The organism is Phyllobacterium myrsinacearum (assembly GCF_002980555.1).
GTDB lineage: Bacteria > Pseudomonadota > Alphaproteobacteria > Rhizobiales > Rhizobiaceae > Phyllobacterium > Phyllobacterium myrsinacearum.
Window position 1 is genome coordinate 311,679 of the sequence record NZ_PVBT01000002.1, and the last position, 23,433, is coordinate 335,111.

Below are 23,433 nucleotides of genomic sequence, written 5' to 3' on the forward strand. Positions count from 1 at the left end.
GGGACGGCACGTCAAGCGCGCCTGGCAATGAAGTAATAGGCATGGATGCCCGTTGTCGAATGATCGTGGAGAAGGTGGACATTTGTCATCTGGTTCTTGTGGAACAGAGCCAAAACCGTATTCGCGTCATAATCATACATCTGTATGTCCGGATGACTGTAATTATCCCGGTCAACAAAGACTGTTTCGTTCTTGTAGTAGTCATTGCGAAAATACATGACCCGGTCATTGTAATATTCGGCCCGGTTCGCGGTCTTGAACAGCGGGATGTGCAGCGAGGCAACCCCGCCGCTTTTCACGCATTGCAACAGGTCGTTGATGATGAAATAGCCGCGGCGCGGCTCAATGTGCTGCAACACGATGTAGCTGTTCAACCAATCGACTTTGACGCCTTCCCTGACGAGCGTTTCAGCACTTTCAACGCAACGGACATTATCGAGGCCGTGGCGGGCAACGTTCTGCAGGGTGATCGAGCGCATGGTCTCCGAGATATCGATGCCGATGGCGCTTTTGGCCTGCTCGGCCAGCGGAATGAGCAGTCTCCCGACGCCGCAGCCGAAATCGATGACGGATTCCACCGGCGTCGAAAATGACGGAATGAGGCTTTTGATCTTCGCCCTGAGATTCGCGATATCGGCGCGGCCCGTGGCAAAAAACGTCTGCAGATGTTTCTTCGTCAGTTTTTTCGATTTGAATTCGTCTTCGGTCAGTACCGCCCAATAGGCATTGTCTTGCGCTAGTTTTTCCCAATCTTCATTTGTATCGCGCATGGGATCCTCCACAGTTGCTGTTGAAATTACCTGGCAAAACGGAAGCCTTTGCCATCATTCAAACTTGATATGTGCCTTAACGCGTTCAACGAGGTAGAGGCCCACCGCGTTTGTGAGCAGACACGCCGTGAAAATGTATGAGACATCATAAAAGGGCTTGATTGTATTGCCAAAAGTGCCCGCCCGGAACATCTCGTAGCAATGCACAGTCGGTACATAAAGTGCGAGCTTCTGGGCATCGTGGGGGAGCCAGGAGACCATGAAGAACATGCCTGAAATAGGCAGCATCAGATACTGAAAAGGTGCGACGAGCTTTTCAATGACTTCAAACATTTCCGCCAGTGCGGCCAAGACGAGCCCGACGGAAAACGCGAACCATGCCATGAAGAGCCAGCCGGCCAGAATGAGGCCAAGATCGGCAAATGGTTCGATGAACCCCGCCAGATAGGCACCATAATAGACAACCAGCAGAGCGAAAGTCGTTCCGCCAATCTCCAGCAGGGCCCGGGCAATCAACGCATCGGCGAGACCGATCTGCCGGTGATACATCAAAGGCAGGTTTTGACGCAGGCAACTGACCATGTAAGACGACACGTGCCGCCACAGGGTCAGGGGCATGTATCCGCTCAAAACAAAGGCGATTACCGTCAGGCCATGCGCTTCATGACGCATCAGGGTCCACACGATCATGACGCCGCATGTCAGAATCATGGGCTCAAGTATCAGCCAGAGAAAGCCGATATTTTCACGCCCATAACGGGTTATCATCTCGCGCATGACCAGTGCGCCCAAGACACGCGCCTGCGCGCGCAACCCCGTCAAAAATAGATATCTTTTGTTGGGTTGAGACAAAACAGCCTTCATCGAATGTCTTCTTCAAATTATATCTACTGAGCGTCAAAATAAACAATATACGTTCTTTCCGATGACGCAAGGTCGATCTAAATACTTCACAAGTCATATGTTTTAGACATATACTCTTTTTGTTTCATTTTGAATGAAATGGGGTTCTGTAAGATTTTGCTCCATTGCTGCAAAGGATTAAAATCATAAATAGTCTGGCACCCAGTTCTTTCGTTCCGGCATCAAGAAGTAAAAACCGGCGCATATTTGCCAAGTTATGGCAAATTCGATTGCCCTTGGCCGTCATTGTGCTTCCTGTTCTATTGGTCAGCATCTACTACGCACTCATCGCGGCGCCGATTTATGTTTCACAATCATCCTTTGTCGTGCGCGTTTCAGCACCGCCCTCATCGTCGAGTTTTGGCAATCTGCTGCAGAACAGCGGGATCACGCGATCGCAGGACGACACATTTTCCGCGCAGGAGTACATACGGTCCCGCGACGCCCTGCAGCGGATGAGCGATGACCTGCCCATCCGCACCTATTTCGATCGTCCGGAAGCGGATGTGCTCGCGCGTTTTCCAGCGCCCTGGCAAACGGGATTGTTCGAGGAACTCTACCGGTATTTCTCGCAGCGCGTGCAGGTTATTCACAACGACACAACCGGCATCACCGTTCTCAAGACATCGGCATTCCGGCCGGAAGATGCGTATGAGATGAACCAGAAGCTGATTGAGCTGGGCAGCGAACGGCTCTCGAAAATGAACGAGCGGGCTCGCGGTGATGCCATTCGCTTCGCCGCCACGGAAGTGGAAAATGCCGAGCGCCGCATGATCGATGCGCAGAAGGCGATCACGCTGTTCCGCAACAAGGAATTGATGATCGATCCGGGGCAGAATTCCGTATCCCTGGTTGAATTGATGAGCCGGCTGAGCGCCGAGCTGGCCGCTTCGCGCGCCAGTCTTGCCGAGACGCGGGAAACGGCGCCGGATTCCAGCTCCATACCGTTCATCACCAGCCGCATCAGCGCCTTGGAAGAACAGCTGAAACTCGAACAGCAAAAAGTTGCGGGAACAGACGGCTCCATCGCTCCCAGGATCGCGGATTATGAGGGGCTGATCCTGCAGCGGGAGTTTTCCAACAAGGCACTTCTCTCCGCGCTTGATTCACTCAAGACCGCAAGAGCCGATGCTAGGCGCCAGCAGCTCTATCTGGAGGTTGTCGTGCCTGCCAATCGTCCTGACAAGGCGGAACTGCCGACAGCAATACGGAACATCACGATCGTTCTGCTTGTCACGTCTATCGGCTATCTGCTCGCCTGGCTGCTGCTCACCGCAATCCGCGATCACAGCAACTAGGGTGTTTCGAGCTTAGTGCCCAATCATGCGCCTGCCGAAAAGCAGGTGTATATCTCGCTGATGCAGGCTTGAATTTCGTGCTCATGCGACGATGATGGATCAACGTAACCGGCACGTTTGAACTGATGGTTGCGGGCCTTGATGTAGTGCGCGAGGGCTGTCCGGTAATCGCCGGCAATCTTGTGCAGATGCCCGAGCTGAATCTCCACATCTTCCAGACTGTCGGGGTTGAAGGAACTGGCATAGTCGCGGTACTGGCCATAAAGCGTCAGCGCCTCGTCAAAGTCTCCGTCTTCCTTCGTGACATTGGCATAAACGGCAATCATGTCGATCTGGCCGTTGCCGACGACCAGTTCACGCAGGGCGGCGCGGGCCTGTGACCATTTGTTTTCCTCCACGAGCCGCATGGCATCACGGCGGCTCTGGTCGAGACCGGGGCGGCTGGAGCCGTTGCGCGCAATATTGACGTGGCGGACGATTTCCCTGTCATCGGGGGCGAGCTGAAGGGCTTTTTCATACCAGGTGAACGCAGCCTTCATGTCGCCCTTGCGGTTGAAAAGATGGCCGAGCTGAACGTGAATATCCACATTGCGCGGATGCAGGCCCTGATATTTGCGGTAAGCCGTTTCTGCGCGGTCGTAGTTTCCAAGCTCCTTTTCGGCGTGGCCAAGCTGCACAAGCAGATCCGTGCGTGCCGGGCTGTCGGCAACGGCGCGCCGGTAGAACGTCGCTGCATTTTGCCAGTCACCCCGATTGCGGGCGGCGTCAGCCTGCGCCACGGCGGTCTGCGGCATCTCGGCTGCCGTGCCGTTGTCTGCCAGTTTGGGTTGGCGCCTGGCTGCTTGCCCGGAGAATGGCAGGCGGATCATGATTGTACCTCACGAACCATCGATATATCACGCAGCCGCACCCAGGACGTCTCGCTCCCGGTGTCGATAACTTTTACACGCAGCTCAACAAAGCGGTGTTCGGCGCGGATTTCGGTTGAAAGGTTGCCGGTGAACGATCCTGCTATGGTGACTTCCTGGAGAATATCCAGGCCGGAATTGGCAACCAGCTGTATGGCCAGCTTGGCGTTCAATTCCTGAACCAGATCGATCTGAATACGCCATGGTCCCGCTTGAAAGCCGCGTTTTGGCCCGACGAGCAGCCAGCCGGAGCTGACCTTCCATCCATTGTCGACAACGTTGACCGGCTGGCGCAACAGATCAGGCCCGATCATCCAGCCGGATCCCGGAACTTCGCGCACGAAAATCAGGGTTTCCTGCCCATTCAGATCATAGGAAAGGCCCGCAGGCATGGTTCGCGCGGCACTGCTGTCGTCCTGCATCGCTTGTGCCTCGCCGGTTTCCGCAAGGGTATCCCAAAGTGAAACCCGGCCGTCGCGGCGGGCGATTCCCACGATCATCTTGATGACCTCTTCGCGCGTCGTCGTGCCGCGCCGAAGGTCGAATTCGAATGCAAGCCGTTCCTTGTCGCTCGGCTCGCGCCCGAGAATCTTGGAAAAGCTGTAGCGCAGAAATGCCACGTCGCTGTCGGGTGCGAAACGGGCAAAACTTTCAATCAGGGCGAACTGATCGGCGGGCCGGCGTATGACCTGTGCCGAGAAGTCGCCAATCTTCCCAGTGGTCTCGGGGGCAGCTGACCGAAGTGCATCGATGACTTTCATCCTGTTGGTTCCATTGCGAATGGCCTGAGCCAGATCATGCCGTTCATCGGCGCTCAAATCCGTTTCTGCCAGGTTGAACGCAGCCGCCCAGGCGTCGACGAATGCGTCCGCCGGCAAAGAAAAGACGTCCTTGGGCAAGGCTTGCAGCGGTATCTTATGCAGCTCGGCGATTGTCATGTTTGCGTCCCAACATCTGTTCGATAATCACAACGTGCCGCGCAGCCACGCGCGGATAGGAATTCCATTCCGTCGCCTGCCGGCGGTCGGCATCGCGCAGACCCAGAAGGTCCGGGTTCTGGGCGAGACTGACCAGGGCTTCGGCAACGCAATCCACATCCACCGAGCGCACGACGTGGCTGATGGGCCACATGTCCCGCAACACGGATGAACGGGAGCACAGGAGAGGGCGATCCGCCGTCATGGCGATCCGGGCAGCGCCCGTCGCCGTCTCGGTTGAAGCGCCGTAGAGGAAAGCCAGCAGGTTGCATTGAGCCAGCTCATCGCTCAGCTCATTCTCGTCGATGAAATCAAAGCGGACTGTTGCAACGTCATGCAAGCCAAAGTGGGTCAGGAGATTCTCGATCAGCACCCTGGATGCCCGGGATTCATCGTTCGGAACCATGCAATTGAGCAGTTTGAGGCGCAATCGCGGTTCGAAAAGACGCGCTTTTGCAAATCCCTGGACCAGGACATCGATGTTCTTGTGCGGCATTAAAAAGCCAAACGAGCCGACGGTGAATGCAGATGGGTCCGGTTGCAACTCTCCGTCGCCAGCCTCACGCACCCCGTGGGGAACAACAACGGCGTTGGGGTGTCCCGCCTTGGCCAGAAGGCCAGCATCCTCGGCGGAATGAACAAACACGACGTCGAAACTCTTCGTCCAGTCGAGATTGCCGCCGCGAAGCGTTTCCTTCACGCTGTGCATGGTTATGACGCGCAGTTTGTGACCGGTCTGCAGCAGGGTTTTCAGCAGCAGTTCCATGTCCGGGGTCGAGAAGTGGCCGGGATGATGCTGCATCCACAGGACGTCACCCTTCGCCTCTTCGATTTCCGCGATAAACCGCATGAGCGAGGCGAGATCATAACCCCATGGCCGCGACGTGATATCGGCGGTTTCAGCCGTCTTGGCGGCTGCGCTATCCGGCAGGGCATCGTCGAGAATGCGGCGTGCATAAATATGCGAGAAGCGGCCGGACAGTGCGGGGGTGGAAAAGAGGTGTCCGGAATAGGTGGCAAGGCCACATTGCTGTTGCCATGATGAGACGAGGTCGACGGTCCATGGCCGCTTGGGGGAGACGATCAGCTTCACCGGTTTGGCGATTGCGGCAAGAACCCTGGCAGCCACCGAGTTCCATCCGGTGTGCTCATCCAGAAATCTTTGCGCATTTTTGCTGCGCATGCGTGCCTCCTCCTCATTATTGAGCGCTGCGCGCATCTGGGCGCCGAGATGCACGGTTGAAGGCTCGGCCCACAAGCTCAATGAACCCGATACATGGGCCAGTGACGGCGCCATATGATAGTCGACCAGCCATGCGGTGGAAGGGGTGCAGAAATCCACCTGGCCGCTATAGCCGGTAGTGACGACGGGGATGCCCAGCCGCATCGCCTCCGCCAGCGGCAGGCCGAATCCTTCGCCTCTGCTTGGCGCTACGACAAGCGACGCGGTCCGGTACAGCGCAAGCAGCTGCTCGGGATCGCAATAGTCTTCGATCAGAATGACGGGTGGCGCCTGTTTCAACTGCTCGTCGAAGCGGGCCATGACGGATTTGAGGATATTGTCCGGGTTGGGAAAGGTTTTGATGACGAGCTCGACGGGCTCATCCTGCTTGAATGTCCCGGCGTAAGCCTCGATAAGCGCGTCGACGCCCTTGCGCGGGAAACAGGATGACACGTGCAGAATCCGCGCCTTGCCATTGGGCGGCAGCGGCGATTCCGCGGCAAGTCCCGCATGGGCCTGGATGTGGTCCGTCCCGTTTCCGACAACTTCGACCGGAATGGTCAAGCCGGATTGGATGAAGGCCTGTTTGACAAAGTTGGACGTGACCATCAGCAGGTCGAGATCACGGTTGAAACGCGAGACGAGATATTGCGGAACTTCCAGTTCCTCCCAGGCAAAATTGACATAGGCGTTGAACCGCCCGACCATGTCATGGGTCGCCGGCGGCCAGGTATTGCGCAGATGGATATCGAATGTTTCGCCGGCCGGATAATGGGCGAGCAGCCGGCGCTTGACCTCCGGCATGGCATCCAGACGGGTATCGGTTTGCCAGTCGGATTCCGGCGTATAGCAGGCGACTTCAACGCCGGTTGCAATCAGTGCTTGCGCCAGGCAGCGGTTGACGATGGCCAGGCTGTAGTCGCCTTTGAACACGCCATCAAAAAAAATGCGCTTGCCCGCAAACTTGCCAAGCAAACCTCTCATATCGTTTATATTTTCATCGAGCGAGTAAGGTGAAGCAAATAGTTCACTGCGCATTCACTGCTCTCCAGGGTATATCTGAAATTTATTTCATACTGAAAAATAGAGTTTGTAAATGGAGTATATTACTCGTTGTCAGAAGATTATTATTGGTTTTGGTTAAAATGACAGATCGCAGCAACATATGTCGCTGCGATCTGTACTTTTGTATTGATATCAAGACGCTTTTGCTTCGTCTGTGATGTAACCAAGGGCTGTTTCGCGTTCAGCGATGAGTGCGCGTGCCATGTCGACGGCAGGGCCCCAGTAAGCAAGAGGGAAGTTGGATTTTACTTCCTTGGCCTTTATCGACGTGAATTGCAGGATACCTGGTTCGAGAAATGCTTTTCTATTTCCAAGATCCAAATACGTCTCCGCTTGGGCACCTTCGGCCCAAATGACATCGTGTTCTTCAAGCTCAATATGGAAGTATTCAATCGGATCAAGAACAATTTCCTGGGTAATCGTCGTTCCATTTATCAACAGTTTCGCAGGAATGAGCGAGCCGTTGATGAACATGCAATGATCCGGTGAAACGAAGAGGTCTCGATGCGGGACGTTGTCAGCGATGGCGCCAGCGTGGATATGCACCGGGAGTTCATCGCGTGGCTTATCCATCAGTTTCGGATCGACTATCCGCTTTCCTATCCATTTTACTTCTGTAGCGCCATTGTTGAAGCTGAGGATCTTATCGCCAACGTTCAAATACTCGACGGGAACTTCCCCCTCAGGAGTAGCCACACGCGTGCCTCGCACGAAGCAAGGGAGTGTAAAGGTCAGCGTATCTGAAGCATCGCTGTACGTGTACTGCGCTCCAGCAGGAATAGTATATTGGGCAAGTGTAACCAAGCCACCCAGTCCACCGTGGAAAGTGATGACATTGCCGTTTTGGGTAACGCTGGATGAGCCCGTTACAGTTACCTGATCTCCAGCATTGGCATTGATAATATTCGGCGCGGCGCTGAGGGAAAGTCCGAGTACCGGTGGTGTGAAGACGAAGTGCCCTGTCCCTCCTGAACCGAGAAAATCAACGGTCGTATTCTGAATAAGATCTACGCTGATGAGGCCGGATTGCAATGTGAGCGTGGTTCCAGCGCCAATCAAGTAATGAAATGTAGACCCCGCAGATACGCCAGCAAGGGCCGGGTTTACGGTGACGTTTGCGCCATTCTCCAACTGAATTGTCGTGTTGGTAACAACACCACCGCCAACAAGGCTTGTAAGATTTACCGTTGCGCCGTTAACGATCAGCGTTCCGCTCGATACAAGTCCAAGTTCAAGAGTATTACTGGAATTCCAGCTACTATCGATAGTCGTTGTAGAATTGTTTATGAGATCAAGATGTACGAGAGCCATGACAAATCCCTCTCTATTAAGAGCTGAGTGTTCGTTTCTTGTATTCCCAGAGCGGGCGGATCAGAACTTGTAGTTCAGACCGACGCGCACGCTGTGGAAGTCAGACGTTGCGTCTGTCGAAATAAAATCATTCCCGACCGTGTGCGTGCCGAGATTGATGTACTGGTATTCGAGTTTGGCTGTCAGGTGGTCTGTAAAGGCATGTTCGATACCGGCACCTGCGACCCAGCCTGCCCGTGTCTTGCTCTCGCTGGCGGCGTTGCCGACATTGTCGGAAATCGAGTATTTCACGTTGCCGTAGGCCAGGCCGCCCGTTCCGTAAATCATCGTGCGGTCAAATGCATAGCCAAGCCGCGGACGAACGGTGCCGAACCAGTCAATCTTTGAATGGGCATTGAAGTTCAGATTGCCTAGCGGACCGGAAATACTGTCGCTGATGTCGCCGCCCTGGAAATCCGCTTCCAGGCCGAGAACGAAATTGTTGATCTGATAGTTGTAGCCGACCTGCGCGCCGCCGAGAAAGCCGTTATCTTCCAGGGTGCCGATGCTGCCGAGGAAGTTTCCGCGCTCACGGAATCCAACGCGATCATTTCCAGAAAATGCATAGCCAGCGTTCACACCGGCATAGAAACCCGTCCAGGTAAAAGCCGGTGCCGTGAATACTGCTTCCGGGGGAGCTGTATCAGTGACGGCATCGGCGGCATAAGCATTGCCCGATAAAACTGCGGCTGCAAAGAATAGACCGATAGGACCAAATTTCTGCATAACTTTCACCTTCAAGAGACCAACTTCGAGGTGAAGATTGCCATAGATTATAATTACGATATATACTTTAATTACATTGATTTATCTAAATATAGTCGCTGTATGTCTATGTTTGTCGCGTTCTGTATTGCATTGGCAAATAGCGCGTCAGTTCTGATGGTTAACGAATTCCTGTTCCATTGCGGGCGCATCCCGATCGGGTTCCGAACCCGACTCGAATTGGCTGTCATCCGGAGCAATGATTTCGTTATCAATTGGCCGCAACTCGACATGCCAGTGCGCGATTGCGCCTTCGATGGAACCTGTTTCTGTAAAGAGGCGGATTTCAATTGGCGCTTTTGGCCGTTCTATCCGGAAGGTCGTTTCGGCTGCAAACGACCCTGTTCCCGATGGCAGGATGCGGATTTTACCCAGTATGTCTTCGCTGAAGACTTCGATCGTAAAAATCTGTCCGTAGATATTCTCATCGATATCCAGGAAAAATCTGGCGTTCCATCGGCCGGCCGGAAGATGAAAATAGGGGCCATAGACAAGGCAACGGGCCTTTCCGACAAGTTCGATTGCGCCAATGGCCGTCTCGCCTCCCTTGTCGGCAAGCAGGAAGCTTTCCTGTGGCCAGGTGAGAGAGGAGACCTGTCCCTTAAGTATTTTACCATCAAATGGTTCAATCGCGTGCCGTGCAATCGTCAACAGCCCCTCTAGCTTATCCGGCTGATCCTCACAGGGCGGGCTGATCTTGGCGGCAGACTCCTCAAGGGTCGGAATATGCCCGGTTTGCGTGGTTGAACCGGTGCTGTCCATGCCCAATTGTTCCAGGCACCGGATCATGCCGGCGGGTGTCAGCGAGACACCAAGCTGCCGGCACATTTGAGCGATGACGCGGTGGATGCGCACATCACCGATTTTTGAGCGGTCCAAATGGACGAGAAAGGGATGCGGGTGCATTTGCGAAATGCAGGCAATGCTGGCCGAAAGAGAGCGAACCAGCGCTATATCCTCCTTCGCAAACTGATGGATGAGGTGCGTAATGGAATCCAGAGCGCTCTCGCTAAAGATCATGTAGGGAGTCTTGGACCGGCATAGAAACGCGCACAAATCCGCATCGGGATAGAGTGAAGACAGAATGACGTTCTGGCTGCTCCGGCCTGTCCAGGCATTGCGCATGTCGTCCAATGTTTCCACGGACGCGTAATTGTAATCATCGAATGCTTCGTCAGCTATGACTTTCAGGGCATGGATTCCCCAGGTCGACATCAGACCTGGTATCCCCAAAACAATCTGAAGGGTCATCTGGCCTGTTTACCTCCCGCCGTTGAAGACGTTGTCGTACAGCGAACTGACAGCCTGATGATAACGTTCAGGCGAGAAAAGTTCAGCCTGTTTCGGTCCGAGATCGGCTAGATGGTTGCAGAGATCGTCATCGCGGGCAAGCGCCTTGACCGCATTGCGCAGGGAATCGGTATCATAGGGATCGATCAACAGGGCAGCATCGCCGGCAATTTCTGGAACGGATCCTTCGGTCGATGTCAGAACCGGTGTACCGAGCTGCATGGATTCAAGGACCGGGAGACCAAAGCCTTCGTAGAGGGATGGGAAGAGCACCGCGCGGGCACCACGCACAAGACTGATGAGAAGAGAATAGGAAACGAAGTCGAAGCGATGGATGCGGCGGCCAGGAACAACCCGGTTTTCGACTTGTGTGTAGAAGCGAAATCGCTCGTCGTCGATGAGGAGCTGTGTCTGGTCGCCTTTCCAGCCTGGCGCGCCGACGATGATCAGGGGAAAATCCACCTTGGCTGACAGATAGGCCTCAACCAGTCTGGACAGGTTTTTCTTCGGTTCAAAGGCGCCAAAGAACAAAAAGTATTTCTTCCAGTCGAGATTGAAGATGCCGGCAATTTCATCGGCCGCTACGCTCTCCGGCTTTTCACGTAAATCCAGAGGGACGTGCACGGCCTGATACGTATTGGTGATGCGTTTCTCGTCTACCCCGAGAATGCGAATGATGTCCTGCTTGGAGGTCTCGGATACGGTGACGATGTGATCGGCCGATTTGGTCAGATGACGCAGCAGCTTGTAGTGGTATCGCTTATTGTCCTCGGTCAGGTAGGGCAGGCGCAATGGAACCAAATCATGAATGGTGCAGATGTTCAGGCTTTTGCGCGCTTTGAGCGGCAGCGGGTATGTGCAGTGAAGGAGATCTGGAGCCTTGTCGAACGAAAGCGGCAGGCTTTTCCCGAAAGTCTTGAAGTGCTGACGGGCTAACGCAAAGATATCATTGTGCGCATAGAGAAACTCTGAATCCATCAGGTTTCCCTGCAGCGATTTGACGATGACCGTGCCAGTTAGCGGAATGGGTGTAGGGGTCGCCCCCAGCGGGGCGCCAATCTGCCGGCGCAGCCAGCGCTTCGCCAACGCAACCGGCGCCAGTTTTCTGTTTGAATTGTCGTCGAAAAGGATAACTTCCCTCAGTGCCAGATCTTTGGGAAGCTTTCCGCGAACCGAATGCACAATGCCCGTCTGGTAGTCGAGCTGGCGCGCGGTTTGAATCAGACCGCGTGTATAGGTGGCCACGCCTGTGCCCTTTTGCATGGAGAGATTGAGACCATCATACAGTATGGTTCTTGCCAAATCGGCTTCCTTTCAGGGCAGCACAGACATGCAAATCAGCCCAAAATCGCGCAATCATGCCGGTTCATGGGCAGACAATACAAGCAGCCAGTCATCGCCAGTGTCGTTTGCAGAGAGCTGTTCAAGTGTCACAACATGCGTCTGCCCCTTGAAATCGAGGTGGCGCAACGTGCCGTAAACCGCCTTCAACCGGCGAGCGAATTCAGCACTGTTTGGATACCGGCGCACGTTAAACTCCATAACAATCATGGGCTTATGGCGTTCTATGGTTTCTTGCATGGCATCAAAAATATGTTCCTCGGCGCCTTCTGCATCGATTTTTATGAAGTCCACCCGCTCGCAGGACTGACAAAGCTGATCGAGTGTCGCCGTGCGAACATTGATGAGCGATCCCAAGACAGCGTCTGCGACGAAACCGGGTTCGACGACCGACGCGTTCTTGGGCTCATTATGAGGGATGTAGAGGGAGGCCAGCTTGTCGTCCGTATCGTTGAGCACGACTTGTTCGAGGCGAGTACGGCGCAAGAATCCATTGAGATCGATGCTGCGCCTGAGAAAATCCATGGCATGGGGATTGGGTTCGATCGCAAGCAGATGTCCCGACGCGCCAACAAGCTCCGCCAGCAGGACCGAGTAATAACCGAAATTTGCCCCGACATCGACAGCGACCATTCCGGCACGCACGTTGCGCGCGCAAAACTGCGTCAACCAGATTTCCCAGTACCCGTCCAGGAGAAGGTGTGATCCAAAACCGCGGTCCCGGGTGTCGATATAGAATTTGTAGCGGCCCAGAATGCGCGCAACCGCCGTGTAGTCGCCGAGATAGGCGTTGCGTGCGAGCCGTTGAACCGCCAGCTCCAAATCCGGCCGCTTGAGGCTGGCAATCTCATGCAGGTGAAGCAACGATTGGGATGACATTGTTTACTCTCATGACAGCTGTTCCCCGAGGGGGAATAGGACGGTAATGGTCTCGATTGTGCCGGTGCCCGCACATCAACGGATCAGATATCACTCACTCCTGTCAGCTTCATTTCGTTGCCGCCGCTGCACTTATGCCAATCGAGGTGGCAGACAGGGCAGGGGATGCCACGCCCTGGAAGATGGCCATGACCTTCTGCCATTCGGCGCCGGATGCATTGGCGATGTAGATGACATCACGCGGCTGCATTTCGAATCTTTGCATCGCCAGCATCGTGCTCGTGTTCTTCATGTTGAAGCGGTACACCACGGGGATATATTCCCCGGAGTTGAGAAGCGGGCTGCCGGCGGGAAGAAAACGTCTGGCAACGGAAGCCAGTTCATACCGCAGGATGAAGACGCCATTGGCATCCGCGCGATTGTCATTGAGGCCTGCCGCCTTGGCCAGCGCATCGGCCATCGAAATCCGCGATGCTTCAAATGGAATTTCCGCATTGCGCCCCGCCGCACCCAGCACGAGAATGGTACGTGGTTCGCGCACGACGGTGATGAGGTCCCCGGATTTCAGGCGTATGTTCTCGGCCGGGTTTTCGATAAGCACGTCGAACGGAATGCGCGCGGTCACGCCGTTGCGCGTCAACCGGATGATGCTCTCGCTTGCCGCGGCCCGGATGCCGCCCGCCGAAGCGATGGCATCCAGGATGCGTTCGCCCGCCCCGGTCAATGAAATCCGCGCACCGGAGGCAACTTCACCAGTGACGGTGACGGAGTTGGCTGTGCTGCGCTGAATGGTGACGAGAGCCTGGGGTTGAACCGCCTTGCCTTCGAGGGCCGCTGCAATCTGGCGTTCCACTTCGGATGGCGTCCGCCCTGCAACGGCAATGCGTCCGGCATAGGGAACGGCAATCGTGCGGTCGCCCGAGACCGTTTGGGGCGGGATGACCGTTGAGCCGCCGGATGATTGTTGAAAGCCTGCTGCGGTGATATTGCTGCCGAACAGGCTGCCGGGAGGCGCTTCCCACAGATTGACGCCCACCACGTCACCCACGGCGATACGCAGATCGCTTGTCCGCGGCCCCGCGCCAAAGCGATTGATGAGGCTTTCGCGCGGCCGTGTTGCCGCATAGGAAAGCACGGCGTCATTGACATCAACCATGGCATAATTGGTGTGGGTTTCGGTCTTGCGCTGTTCAATGATCTGCTTGGTCGAAGGGCCTGAGCCGGGAAGTGCGCAGCCGGAGAGGATGCCTGCAGACAGCATGACGAGAACCAGACCGGCCGTTGCCGACCGTCTCACGTCAAAATGCCGGTGTAAGGGAGAGAGCGGCATCATGTTGCTTGGCAGTGAAAGTCCAACTTGCCTTTTCAGCATGTCTTACGCGCTCTTTTCATGAAATCGCATCATTGCCGACGGGCTCATTCCATAGGCATTCCGATACAGGGATGAGAAACGCCCCGGATTTGAAAACTGCAGGTGCATGGCCAGGTCGGTGACATTCCGCGCACTGCCGCTGACGATTGCGTCATGGGCCGCCGATAATCGGTACTCGCACAGAATATGCATGGGGCTGGTGTCGCGATACTCCTTGAACATCCGTTGCAGCGCGCGTGAACTGCAGCCCGCTGCCGCGGCAATTTCATCCAGCGTAATCGAATTGTGAATGTTTTCGCGCATGAAGGCTTCGGCGCTCTGCAGATAACGCGGCGAAATTCTCCGGGAGGACTGGTTGCTCAAGGCGTTGACATTGTCGGGCTTTGTCATGAACAGCTTGGCAAGCAGCAACCGCTCATACACGCCGGCCAGCACATCGCGGCCCGAATTGGTGGCCGCCGCTATATCCTCACTCACGTAGCAAAGTGTCTGATAGAGAGCGGAGGCGCTGCCTGTGCGGAAATCATGCAGGGGCGAGAATGCCAGCTCCTGAAAATACGGGCGGCGCATCAAGCGTTCGAAGTGCTCGCGCAATGTCGGCACCGGAACCAGATAGCTCACCCAGGAGCTGCCGGAGTACAGCTTCGCCTTGACCCCCGGGCGGTCAAACACGCTGGTGGCGCTTCCCGCGGCAATATTCTGTATTTTGCGATTCTTGGTATCGATGAGATCAACCGCACCCTTGAGCATGAATACAAAGCTCAAGGTCGCTCCGATACCATTGGAGGCGACTTCCAGCCGGCCACTTGTTTCGCCGTAAACGATGGATGTCTGCTGTAATGTACACACCTGGCGTTTGAAACCATAACGACCCTGTTCGTCGGGGAAGCTCGACCAGCGCCAGTTCTCGTCCATCTTTTCAACGTTACTGGACGTATCATCGCTCGAGCTCGAAAGAGATCTGTATTCAGAACGTTCCATCGGATTTTTATACATGTACTCCCCCAAAAAACCCAAATACCTCAAGCAACTCCTGAAAAGGTAGTTGAAGATCAACTTTAGACGTTCAAGGTAATTCAGATTACGAGAAGTTTTGCAGAAATAGCAACTAAAGAAATCGCATTCACAAGTTTTTCATTTTTTTTGATTAATTTGAAATTTAAATACAAGTTTACATATCCCATACAATACACAACAATTGTTCAAAGCATGAGATTTTTGAACATTCTTTTCAATATATATATTAGTGTAAACGGGAAGAAACTGACGTTTATTATATCTGTTTGTCGCGATGTGTATAAATTACACGCGTGATACGACACCGCGCGCGATGCGGGCGGCGTCATCTTGTATGGATGAAATGCTTGGATAGTCCATCATGGCGGCACCTGCCGGTGCTCTGTCGGGTCATTTTGCACGATGAAAATATCGGCGCCTTTGAGCGGCAGGGGCGCCCGACGGCACCGATTCTACTGGTCGAGGACCCTAGAGCTTGCCGTTCGGATTGAGGGGCGATGCATCGACAGCTGCCTGAATTGTTCGTGACGTGACGGACGGACGCGCTCTGTTGGCGGCATCAATCATTTCATTGGTCGGATCCCGCATGACATTATACACGATGGGAATCGCAGCCTTGGCATATTCCCGGTATGTCTGACGGACAAAGTCCGGAATGCTGTCCCAGTTCTGGTTCCCAGTATATTTCTGGGCATGGATAGCCTTTGCCATGGATTCGATTAGCTTTTCATGTGTACTCATATATTTCTTCTCACTTCTTTGATCACTCCAAGGCAAAATGAATAATCAATATGTAATTTAGTTATACATTTGAAGAGAGAGTAATCCTATATCGGAGTAAACATCGGAAATTAACTGCATTGCCGCAAGGGGTTTCCATAAATGTCATATAGGAAATGGGATATATGGTTAGCGCAGCTTTCTGATATCCCAAAATCCTATGCTTTCGAATCAATTTGGCGATGTTATGTTCCTTGATGCATCCTCCGCTTTCCCGCGGCTGCATACCCATCTGTGCGTGAGAGACGGCCATCGGCCCGTGTTTCCGCGGCCTTTCCGGTGTCGCGGATAATAAATATTGACCAATACAGTCATGTTTAATAACAGGGTGGCCGTGTCTACACTTTGTAGACTGGCAGAATGACGGAAGGATTTTCCGTTCTCCACGCAAGATACGGACCAATGACAGCCTTCTCCAATTCATCACCGGCCATGATTGGCAACACCACCTTTCACGACGTGGTCTCGAACCGGAATGGCCTCGTGTACCGCATTTTCGTCTACCGTCCCGGCGGGGAGCCGCCAAGCAATGGATGGCCGGTGCTTTATATGACCGATGGCAATGCGGTGATCGGTACGGCCGTTGACGCGATGCGGGCGCAGGCCAGTTACCCCAGCGGCACCAATGTGGCTTATGGCGTGATTGTCACCATCGGCTATCCCACAGACGGCGCCTATGATCCGTTGCGGCGTTCCTGGGATCTCGGGCCGCCCCCCGGACAGGCCTATCCGCCATTCTATGAGAATACTCCCGAGGTGAAGACCGGTGGCGCCGAGGAATTCCTGTCGTTCATCGAGGACCAGATCAAGCCGATGATCGAGGCGGATGTTCCAATCGACCCCAGCCGCCAGGCGATCTTCGGCCATTCCTTTGGCGGGCTGTTCGTTCTCTACAGTCTCTTCACCCGTCCGTCGGCCTTCACCACATGGATCGCGGCCAGCGCGTCGATCTATTGGGAGAATTGCGCAATCAACGCCTTTCTTCCCCAATTCGAAGCGGCACATGCAACCCGGCCGGGAGCTGCGCTTTATCTCTCCTGCGGCGAGTATGAAACCGGCAAGCTGGCACCATTCCAGCGCGGTGCGGCCGATGAGGCGGAGCGGTTGGCGCAGAAGAAAATCACCTTGAATGACGATCACTCCATTGAACTCATGCGCCGGTTGAACGCCCTGCCTGACCGGCCGGTCAGAACACAGTTCGAGATTCATGCCGGTGAAAATCACATGTCTCTGCTGCCGGTGGCGGTCAATCGTGCCATTCAGGCTGCCTTCGCCGTTGCAAAGCCGCGCCAGGACGGGTGAACACCGCCCGTTGGAGGGAGAAGGCCCGATGCTGCCATACGATCTTCTCGCGGATTTGCCGGAGGCCAGCCCAGCCTGGATCAGCGGGAGGCCGCCAACGATCGATATCTGGTGGTGGGCCTATGCCGAAAGTCAAACGGATTGGGGAAAGGTCAGATCCGCACTTACCGTGCCGGAACAGGAACGGACGTCGTCTTTCAGGTTCGACAGGGATGCCATCGGGTTCATGGCCGGTCGCCACCTCCAGCGCAGCGTCCTTTCACTCTATACGGGAAAAGCAGCGGAGAATTTGAACGTCGTTACCGGCGACCACGGCAAGCCGTATCTTGCCGGAGAAACGGCGCTGGCATTCAATCTCAGCAATACGAGCGGCCTTGCTGTGCTCGCAGTCAGCCGCGATTGTTCCGTTGTTGGCATGGATGCCGAGGCGCATTCGGTCGCGCTGGAGGCTGGAACGGCGGAGATCATCTGTTCGGCCGCTGAATCTGCGACGCTCTCGATGCTTCAAGGCGCCGAGCGGCAGGCGCTGCTGCTCGCCTTCTGGACGCTGAAGGAGAGCCTTTTGAAAGCGACGGGCCATGGGCTGACTGTCGAACCGCACCGGCTGACTGTGCGGGTTGATCCGGCAAGCCGGGCAATCCGCGTAGAGCATGATCTGCCGGGCGACGGAGCAGGATGGCACCACCGCCTGTTTCGATCCCCAAGCGGGCACATGATTGCGGTTTCCGCGCAATCGGATCGGGCAGGGCTGGTCTTTCGCCAGCAAAGCCTGCCCGATCCGATTTTCCGGTTCTAATAATCTACGGCAATGGACTGGCCGAGAGTCTCATGTCCGCTCGACAGCCAGTTGACCTGCGAGTCATGCGGCTCCAGATCAAAGTGCTCGTGGCCTGTGAGCGTATTGATGATGTGGGCGCTGCGCCACGCCATCAGACTTAATTGAGAATCGGCGATGCCATGGCTGTAGCGCCCGGCGTTCTGGGCAAAGATGCGGTTTTGCTTCGGACCGTTCCAGTTGAGGCAGTACTCGTCATTGAGGGCGGGGCGGCCGTGACGGTCGAACTGGATACGGTCCTGCAATCCGCTGAGTGCCTCGGGCAGTTTGAACTGGTAACCCGTGGCGAGGACAATGGCATCGGCGTGGGCAACCTCGACACCGCCGTCAAAGCGGTTGCGCACGATCAGCCGGTAGCCGTCCTTGTCCGCTTCTACCTGAATCACATCGCGATTGGGCGAAAGCTTTGCCTCGATGCTGCGGCCTTCGAGATAGCGCAGGCTGTAAAGGCGCCGGTAGATCGCATTGATCGTCGACAGCGAAAGCCCGTCGCTGGTCAGGATCGAAGCCTTCAATGCTTCGAGCTTCTGGTCATTGTTGAGGTTGAGGTAGGCATAGACATATTCCGGCGAGAACACCTGATTGGAAAAAGCCGTGTCGTTGATCGGTTCGAAATTGTGCCGGCGGCTGAACCAGTTGAGCTGTTTCAGATTGGCTTTGGAGTTGAGCAGGGATTCAACCACTTCGCCGCCGCTCTGGCCGCCGCCAATCACCGCGATCCGCTCGGCATTGAGCTCCGGCAGCCGGAACTTTGCTTCGGAATTGTGGAAGCAGCGCTCGCCGAGGAACGGTGTCGCCCATGACGGGACAAAGGGGCTGGTTCCTGTTCCCAGCACAATGTTCTTTGCCGCCACACTGCCATTGTCGAACTGCACCACGAACCTGTCCTTGTCGTGTTTGACCTCGCGCACGGCGGCATCAAATGAGACATTGTCGAGCTGTCCGGCAACCCAGGCGAGATATTGCGCAAACTCCCGGCGCGGCACGGCGTCATAATGGGCATTGAGAAACGCATAGAGGCGCTTGTGCGCGACGAGATAGGACACGAACGACCATGGATTCGTCGGCATGACCGGTGTGACCAGATCCTTCAGATAGGACGACTGCAATTCGACGTCGGGCAGCATCATGCCGGGATGCCAGTCGAAATTTGCCCGGCGCTCGTAGAAATGCGCCTTGAGGCCGCCGACGCTGTCGAGCAGCGCCGCAAGGCTCAGGTTGGAAGGTCCGACACCGATACCCGCCAGATCAAGGGTCTCGTTCGGCTGGCGCGTATGATCATTGTTCGCAAACATGGCAGTCATCAGAATTCCTTTCCGTGATCTTGATTCCAAAGGGCCCTAGCGGGCCTCGTCCAGCCGGTGGGAGAGACGGCTGTGGAATGCCTGTGATCCGATTACGTGCAGATGGTTGGTGCCAGAGATGATTTCCGCCGGATTGGCCCGGGGGGAGTAGCGCCGCCAGTCGATGAGGTTGAGACCCCGATTCAGGCTGTCGTCGGCGGCCCAGGAATGGATCGGCACGTCGTGCGGCTTCAGTTCGTGACGCCTGAAAATCAGGGCATTGTCGATCAGGATCCAGAACGTATGTTCGCGGCTGCTGATATCCGGACCGTCCGTCGGCAATGTGTCTTTCTCGTCGCCGACAAAGCGCAGGAACTGCTCATAGGTATCCTCGTCCATGACGTTGAGCAGGCGGTCCCATTCGGCGCGCATGGCGGTGCGCGACAACCATTCCTGCACGGTCGCATGCAACTGGTCGCGTTCGCCCGGCTTGAAGCGCGGCTTGGCGCCGATGGCGAACTCAGTGCCCAGATCGCAGACATCGACCATGGTGATCAGCCGCAGGTCGATCTCGTCGCCGAGCTTGCGCGCGGTTTCATAGGCCAGCAGTCCGCCCCAGGACCAGCCGAGGAAATAGCAGGGCTGGCCTTTGCTCTCGCGGCGGATGTAGTCCACATAGCCCTGAATGATATCGTCAACGGATGAGCCGATTTCCTTCTGTTCGGAGAGCGAATAGCAGATGAAGCCTGTCGCCGGTTGATCGGCGCCGAGATAGTCGACCAGCTTGACGTATTCGCGCGTGCTGACGAGAAGGCCGGGGAAGCAATAGAGCACGGGCTTGGTTCCCGATGCGCGCAGGACGATGACTTCGCTGCCCGCCTCGCTATTGCCGTTTTCAACGACCTCTGCGAAGGAGCGGATCGTCGGATTGTTGAAGAGATCGGCAATGGTCGTGCGGTTCTGCGGTTTGCGCTGCCGCAGGGCCGTGAGGATGCGGATGGCGCCAAGAGAATTGCCGCCGATGGCGAAGAAATTGTCCTCGACGCTGATCGGGCCGGTTTTCAGGATGTCCTGCCAGATATCGCGGATTTCTGTCTCGATGGCGTTTTCCGGTTCGATGATGTTGCGCTTCATCGGTGTTGGCGCGGGCAGGGCGAACCGGTCGAGCTTGCTGTTGGGATTGATCGGCATGGCTTTCAGCGGAACAATGGCCGAAGGCACCATATAGGCGGGCAGCATGCGTTCCAGCGCCGCGTGCATTTGCGCCACGTCAAGCTCAATGCCCTGTTTCGGCACGACATAGGCCACCAGCATCTTTTGCCTGGTGGCTTCGTCGTCCCGCAGGACCACAAGCGCCTCGCCGACGCCCTCAAGCTCAAGCAGCGCTGCTTCGATTTCACCAAGCTCGATGCGGTAGCCGCGCAGCTTGACCTGATGGTCGACGCGGCCAACGAATTCTACGGTGCCGTCTTCGCGCCAGCGGGTCAGATCGCCGGAGCGATAAAGACGCCCGCCTTCCTTGGAAAACGGGTCCGGAATGAAGCGGTCGGCGGTTGTATCGGCTTTGCCGATATAGCCGCGGGCCATGCCTTCACCGGCAATATAAAGCTCGCCCGTCACGCCGATGGGGCAGGGATTGAGGTCGGGATCGAGAACATAGACGCGCCGGTTGCCGACGGCACGGCCGATCGGTGCATAGGTGCCTTCGAACTTCTGCCCGGCACGCACTTTCCAGACCATCGGGGTCATGATGGTCTCGGTGGGGCCGTACCCGTTGATCAGCCATTCAGACTTCAGAGCCGTGGAGAGGAGATCGAAGGTCTGCTGGGCCAAACCTTCGCCGCCGAAGGAATAGAGCCGCATCGGCGGCGCGCTGTCGGTGAGATCAGCCCATTCGGCCAATTGCTGCAGATAGGTGGTGGGAATGCTGGCATTGTTGGCGCCGTGCTTGCGCATGGCGGTCAATGTTTCCTCCGGGGTCCACAGGGGCTGGTCCGGCAGAATGATGCTGCCGCCTTCCATTAGCGGGTTCATCCAGCGTTCGTGTCCGCCATCGGAGCTGAAAGGCAGGAACGGCAGCTCGCGCGAGTCCGCGCTCATGCCGTAGACGCGCGATGTGTTCTGCATGTGATGGGTCAAGGGGCCGTGCTCGACGGCAACGCCCTTGGGCAGGCCGGTCGAGCCCGATGTATACATGATGTAGGCGAGCTGATCCTTGTGGACCTTGACGTCGGGGACGCTGTCCGGCTCGTCCGACAGGTCGAGTTTGTCGAGTTCGAGGATGACTGCATCAAGGCCTTCCGGAATGCGGTCAAGCAGCCAGCTGTGGGTGAGGATGACCTTCACGCTGCCATCGCGCAGGATGTGGTGGTTGCGGCTGGTGGGATGATCCGGCTCAACGGGGATATAAGCGCCGCCCGCCTTGAGCGTGGCGAGAATGCCGACGATGGCTTCGGGAGAACGCTTGACGGCAATCGCCACGCTGATGTCGGCACCGATGCCGAGCTTGATCAGCCGGTGCGCCAGCCGGTTGGCGCTGCGGTCAAGCTTGGCATGGCTCCAGACTTCATCGGCAAAGATGATGGCGGTCTTGTCAGGCGTGCGCTGGGCATGGGCGGCGATGTGTTCATGCACCGCCCGGTCGTCGTTGATAGCGTCATCCTCATAGGGAGCCGAGAGAACATCGAGTTCATCCTCGGCGATGAGGTCGATATCCTTGATGCGGACCTCGTCCCCGGCAATGGCCTGGGAGAGAACGCGCTGGAAATGAATGGCGGCGCGCTCGATCAGTGCCGGCTCATAAATGTCTTCGGCATAATCGAACAGGCCGGCAAGCGCGCCGTCCGCCTTCGGGGTCAGCACCAGTGCCAGTTCCGCATCCGAGCGCGGCGCGACGGCCGGCACATGGTCTTGCGCCATTGCGGAATGCCGGGGCGGCTGGCGGAACTCGAACAGGGATTTGACGATGGCGTCCTGTTCGCGTTCCTCATGCGTCTGGATTTCCTGCACGAGACGCTCGAACGGAACAAGGTTTTCCGTTCCTAGCGCAACCGCCGATGCAAGCGCCTTGCAAACATCCAGGAAGGCAGCGCGGGACGTCAGCTCAAGCTTCAACGGCAGGATTTGCTCGCTGCGCGCTACGGTCTGCTGGCTCGTGGATCCAAGCAAAATGCCATATTGCAGCGAATAGGTGCCGCTGTAGCGGGCCAGGAGAATGGCAAAGGCCGCGGAAAGCAGATGCTCGGCGTTCAGGCTTTTGGAACGGGCATAGGATTCGACGGTTGCCCAGAGGTCAGCCGCCATCGTGAACGGGATGCGTTTGCGTCTGGCACCGGCATATCCAGCAGCATTGAAGCGTGTGGGCAGGGTCGTCGCATTGTACTCCTCGCCAATCAGATCGCGCCAATGCGCGAGGGCCGCCGCAAAGTGCGGCGTTTCCAGCGCTTCCTCTTCGCGCATGCCGCGCTGCAGGCTGTCGCCGGGAAGCACGGGCAATTCCTTGCCCTCGGCCAGCGCGATGAGATCACTGCGCAGGGTGGCAAGCGCTGCCTCATCGCAGACGATGGGATGCAGCACGATTGTCGAGATCAGTTGGCCGTTGTTTCCGGCAATCAATTGATAACGGGCGGAAACACCGTTCAGGAGATCGAAGGGACGGGCAATGAAGCCCGCCTTTTCCGTTTCGGCTTCCGTCGCGCTCAGAGGATTGCTGTCACTGCCGACAATCTCACCGGAGGGAACGTCGCCCGGCACGGAAAACTGCTCGATGCGGCCACCGGCAAACCGGCGAAAGCGTGTGCGCAAGGCGCTGTGCCGTTGCGCCAGCCGGTCGAGGGCGCTCTGCACCTGATCAGGCGTAACGCCCTTTTCCCATTGCAGGCAAAGCACCTGGAACGGAAAAACCGTTGCGTTGCCGATCTGCTCCAGCGACCAGATGCGCTTTTGCGCGAGTGTCAGCGGAAAGCTTTCGACCGCACCGCTGGCGATGCCGTCCACGCAAACCGGTTCATTGGTTTCGGGTTGAGCGAAGAGTTTGTTCATGGTGTCACCGATCTGTTGTCTGAAAGGGGTATCCG

General features: G+C 56.2%; 18 protein-coding genes. 3 read left to right on the top strand and 15 right to left on the bottom strand.

Annotation, left to right across the window (positions count from 1 at the left end):
• Nucleotides 1–11 precede the first annotated feature (11 nt).
• Nucleotides 12–770 carry a class I SAM-dependent methyltransferase gene (locus tag C5750_RS08390; RefSeq protein WP_105733417.1) on the bottom strand — a complete coding sequence of 253 codons (759 nt, stop codon included), beginning with the start codon at nt 768–770 and terminating at the stop codon, nt 12–14.
• Between the two features lie 54 nt (nt 771–824).
• Entirely contained in the window at nt 825–1,634 is an 810-nt protein-coding gene (locus C5750_RS08395) for an ABC transporter permease (RefSeq protein WP_105733418.1), read from the bottom strand.
• Between the two features lie 275 nt (nt 1,635–1,909).
• On the opposite strand from C5750_RS08395, the gene C5750_RS08400 reads away from it, so the two are divergent.
• Nucleotides 1,910–2,971 carry a KpsE/RkpR family capsule polysaccharide export protein gene (locus C5750_RS08400; RefSeq protein WP_205317734.1) on the top strand — a complete coding sequence of 354 codons (1,062 nt, stop codon included), beginning with the start codon at nt 1,910–1,912 and terminating at the stop codon, nt 2,969–2,971.
• A gap of 23 nt (nt 2,972–2,994) precedes the next feature.
• Here C5750_RS08400 and C5750_RS08405 read toward each other — a convergent pair whose 3' ends face one another.
• The 11 genes from C5750_RS08405 to C5750_RS08455 form a co-directional block, all read right to left on the bottom strand.
• On the bottom strand, nt 2,995–3,840 hold the full coding sequence (locus C5750_RS08405) for a tetratricopeptide repeat protein (RefSeq protein ID WP_105733419.1): 846 nt from the start codon (nt 3,838–3,840) through the stop codon (nt 2,995–2,997).
• Nucleotides 3,837–4,817 carry a hypothetical protein gene (locus C5750_RS08410; protein WP_105733420.1) on the bottom strand — a complete coding sequence of 327 codons (981 nt, stop codon included), beginning with the start codon at nt 4,815–4,817 and terminating at the stop codon, nt 3,837–3,839. The genes C5750_RS08405 and C5750_RS08410 overlap by 4 nt, the downstream gene beginning before the upstream one ends.
• On the bottom strand, nt 4,795–7,062 hold the full coding sequence (locus C5750_RS08415) for a glycosyltransferase family 4 protein (protein WP_245421043.1): 2,268 nt from the start codon (nt 7,060–7,062) through the stop codon (nt 4,795–4,797). The genes C5750_RS08410 and C5750_RS08415 overlap by 23 nt, the downstream gene beginning before the upstream one ends.
• Nucleotides 7,063–7,275: 213 nt before the next feature.
• Nucleotides 7,276–8,454, bottom strand: a complete 1,179-nt coding sequence (locus tag C5750_RS08420; RefSeq protein WP_105733422.1) for a Hint domain-containing protein — start codon at nt 8,452–8,454, stop codon at nt 7,276–7,278.
• Between the two features lie 60 nt (nt 8,455–8,514).
• Nucleotides 8,515–9,219 carry an outer membrane protein gene (locus C5750_RS08425; protein WP_105733423.1) on the bottom strand — a complete coding sequence of 235 codons (705 nt, stop codon included), beginning with the start codon at nt 9,217–9,219 and terminating at the stop codon, nt 8,515–8,517.
• A 147-nt stretch (nt 9,220–9,366) separates the two neighbouring features.
• Nucleotides 9,367–10,509 (bottom strand): hypothetical protein, encoded by a 1,143-nt coding sequence (locus C5750_RS08430; RefSeq protein WP_130502092.1) that lies wholly within the window; start codon nt 10,507–10,509, stop codon nt 9,367–9,369.
• A 9-nt stretch (nt 10,510–10,518) separates the two neighbouring features.
• A complete protein-coding gene (locus C5750_RS08435; RefSeq protein WP_245421044.1) occupies nt 10,519–11,850 on the bottom strand; it encodes a glycosyltransferase family 4 protein in 1,332 nt (443 codons plus the stop codon).
• A gap of 54 nt (nt 11,851–11,904) precedes the next feature.
• On the bottom strand, nt 11,905–12,768 hold the full coding sequence (locus tag C5750_RS08440; RefSeq protein WP_105733425.1) for an FkbM family methyltransferase: 864 nt from the start codon (nt 12,766–12,768) through the stop codon (nt 11,905–11,907).
• A 109-nt stretch (nt 12,769–12,877) separates the two neighbouring features.
• A complete protein-coding gene (locus C5750_RS08445; protein WP_245421045.1) occupies nt 12,878–14,065 on the bottom strand; it encodes a polysaccharide biosynthesis/export family protein in 1,188 nt (395 codons plus the stop codon).
• A gap of 78 nt (nt 14,066–14,143) precedes the next feature.
• Nucleotides 14,144–15,166 carry a helix-turn-helix transcriptional regulator gene (locus tag C5750_RS08450; RefSeq protein ID WP_170111933.1) on the bottom strand — a complete coding sequence of 341 codons (1,023 nt, stop codon included), beginning with the start codon at nt 15,164–15,166 and terminating at the stop codon, nt 14,144–14,146.
• Nucleotides 15,167–15,625: 459 nt separating this feature from the next.
• Nucleotides 15,626–15,898, bottom strand: a complete 273-nt coding sequence (locus tag C5750_RS08455; RefSeq protein ID WP_105733427.1) for a hypothetical protein — start codon at nt 15,896–15,898, stop codon at nt 15,626–15,628.
• A gap of 441 nt (nt 15,899–16,339) precedes the next feature.
• On the opposite strand from C5750_RS08455, the gene C5750_RS08460 reads away from it, so the two are divergent.
• Both C5750_RS08460 and C5750_RS08465 read left to right on the top strand, forming a co-directional pair.
• Entirely contained in the window at nt 16,340–17,239 is a 900-nt protein-coding gene (locus tag C5750_RS08460) for an alpha/beta hydrolase (protein ID WP_105733428.1), read from the top strand.
• A gap of 28 nt (nt 17,240–17,267) precedes the next feature.
• Nucleotides 17,268–18,035, top strand: a complete 768-nt coding sequence (locus tag C5750_RS08465) for a 4'-phosphopantetheinyl transferase family protein (RefSeq protein ID WP_158531309.1) — start codon at nt 17,268–17,270, stop codon at nt 18,033–18,035.
• On the opposite strand, the gene C5750_RS08470 is transcribed toward C5750_RS08465, so the two are convergent.
• Nucleotides 18,032–19,378: a lysine N(6)-hydroxylase/L-ornithine N(5)-oxygenase family protein gene (locus C5750_RS08470; RefSeq protein ID WP_105733430.1), complete on the bottom strand. Its 1,347-nt coding sequence runs from the start codon at nt 19,376–19,378 to the stop codon at nt 18,032–18,034. The genes C5750_RS08465 and C5750_RS08470 overlap by 4 nt on opposite strands.
• Before the next feature lie 36 nt (nt 19,379–19,414).
• Nucleotides 19,415–23,398, bottom strand: a complete 3,984-nt coding sequence (locus C5750_RS08475) for a non-ribosomal peptide synthetase (RefSeq protein WP_105733431.1) — start codon at nt 23,396–23,398, stop codon at nt 19,415–19,417.
• Nucleotides 23,399–23,433: the final 35 nt, after the last annotated feature.

What these genes read in the sequence shown, in the direction of transcription:
- C5750_RS08415 (WP_245421043.1), bottom strand. Translation starts at nt 7,062, where the DNA reads ATGAGAGGTTTGCTTGGCAAGTTTGCGGGCAAGCGCATTTTTTTTGAT.
- C5750_RS08475 (WP_105733431.1), bottom strand. Translation starts at nt 23,398, where the DNA reads ATGAACAAACTCTTCGCTCAACCCGAAACCAATGAACCGGTTTGCGTG.
- C5750_RS08420 (WP_105733422.1), bottom strand. Translation starts at nt 8,454, where the DNA reads ATGGCTCTCGTACATCTTGATCTCATAAACAATTCTACAACGACTATC.
- C5750_RS08455 (WP_105733427.1), bottom strand. Translation starts at nt 15,898, where the DNA reads ATGAGTACACATGAAAAGCTAATCGAATCCATGGCAAAGGCTATCCAT.
- C5750_RS08430 (WP_130502092.1), bottom strand. Translation starts at nt 10,509, where the DNA reads ATGACCCTTCAGATTGTTTTGGGGATACCAGGTCTGATGTCGACCTGG.
- C5750_RS08405 (WP_105733419.1), bottom strand. Translation starts at nt 3,840, where the DNA reads ATGATCCGCCTGCCATTCTCCGGGCAAGCAGCCAGGCGCCAACCCAAA.
- C5750_RS08465 (WP_158531309.1), top strand. Translation starts at nt 17,268, where the DNA reads ATGCTGCCATACGATCTTCTCGCGGATTTGCCGGAGGCCAGCCCAGCC.
- C5750_RS08470 (WP_105733430.1), bottom strand. Translation starts at nt 19,378, where the DNA reads ATGACTGCCATGTTTGCGAACAATGATCATACGCGCCAGCCGAACGAG.
- C5750_RS08390 (WP_105733417.1), bottom strand. Translation starts at nt 770, where the DNA reads ATGCGCGATACAAATGAAGATTGGGAAAAACTAGCGCAAGACAATGCC.
- C5750_RS08440 (WP_105733425.1), bottom strand. Translation starts at nt 12,768, where the DNA reads ATGTCATCCCAATCGTTGCTTCACCTGCATGAGATTGCCAGCCTCAAG.
- C5750_RS08460 (WP_105733428.1), top strand. Translation starts at nt 16,340, where the DNA reads ATGACAGCCTTCTCCAATTCATCACCGGCCATGATTGGCAACACCACC.
- C5750_RS08395 (WP_105733418.1), bottom strand. Translation starts at nt 1,634, where the DNA reads ATGAAGGCTGTTTTGTCTCAACCCAACAAAAGATATCTATTTTTGACG.
- C5750_RS08425 (WP_105733423.1), bottom strand. Translation starts at nt 9,219, where the DNA reads ATGCAGAAATTTGGTCCTATCGGTCTATTCTTTGCAGCCGCAGTTTTA.
- C5750_RS08410 (WP_105733420.1), bottom strand. Translation starts at nt 4,817, where the DNA reads ATGACAATCGCCGAGCTGCATAAGATACCGCTGCAAGCCTTGCCCAAG.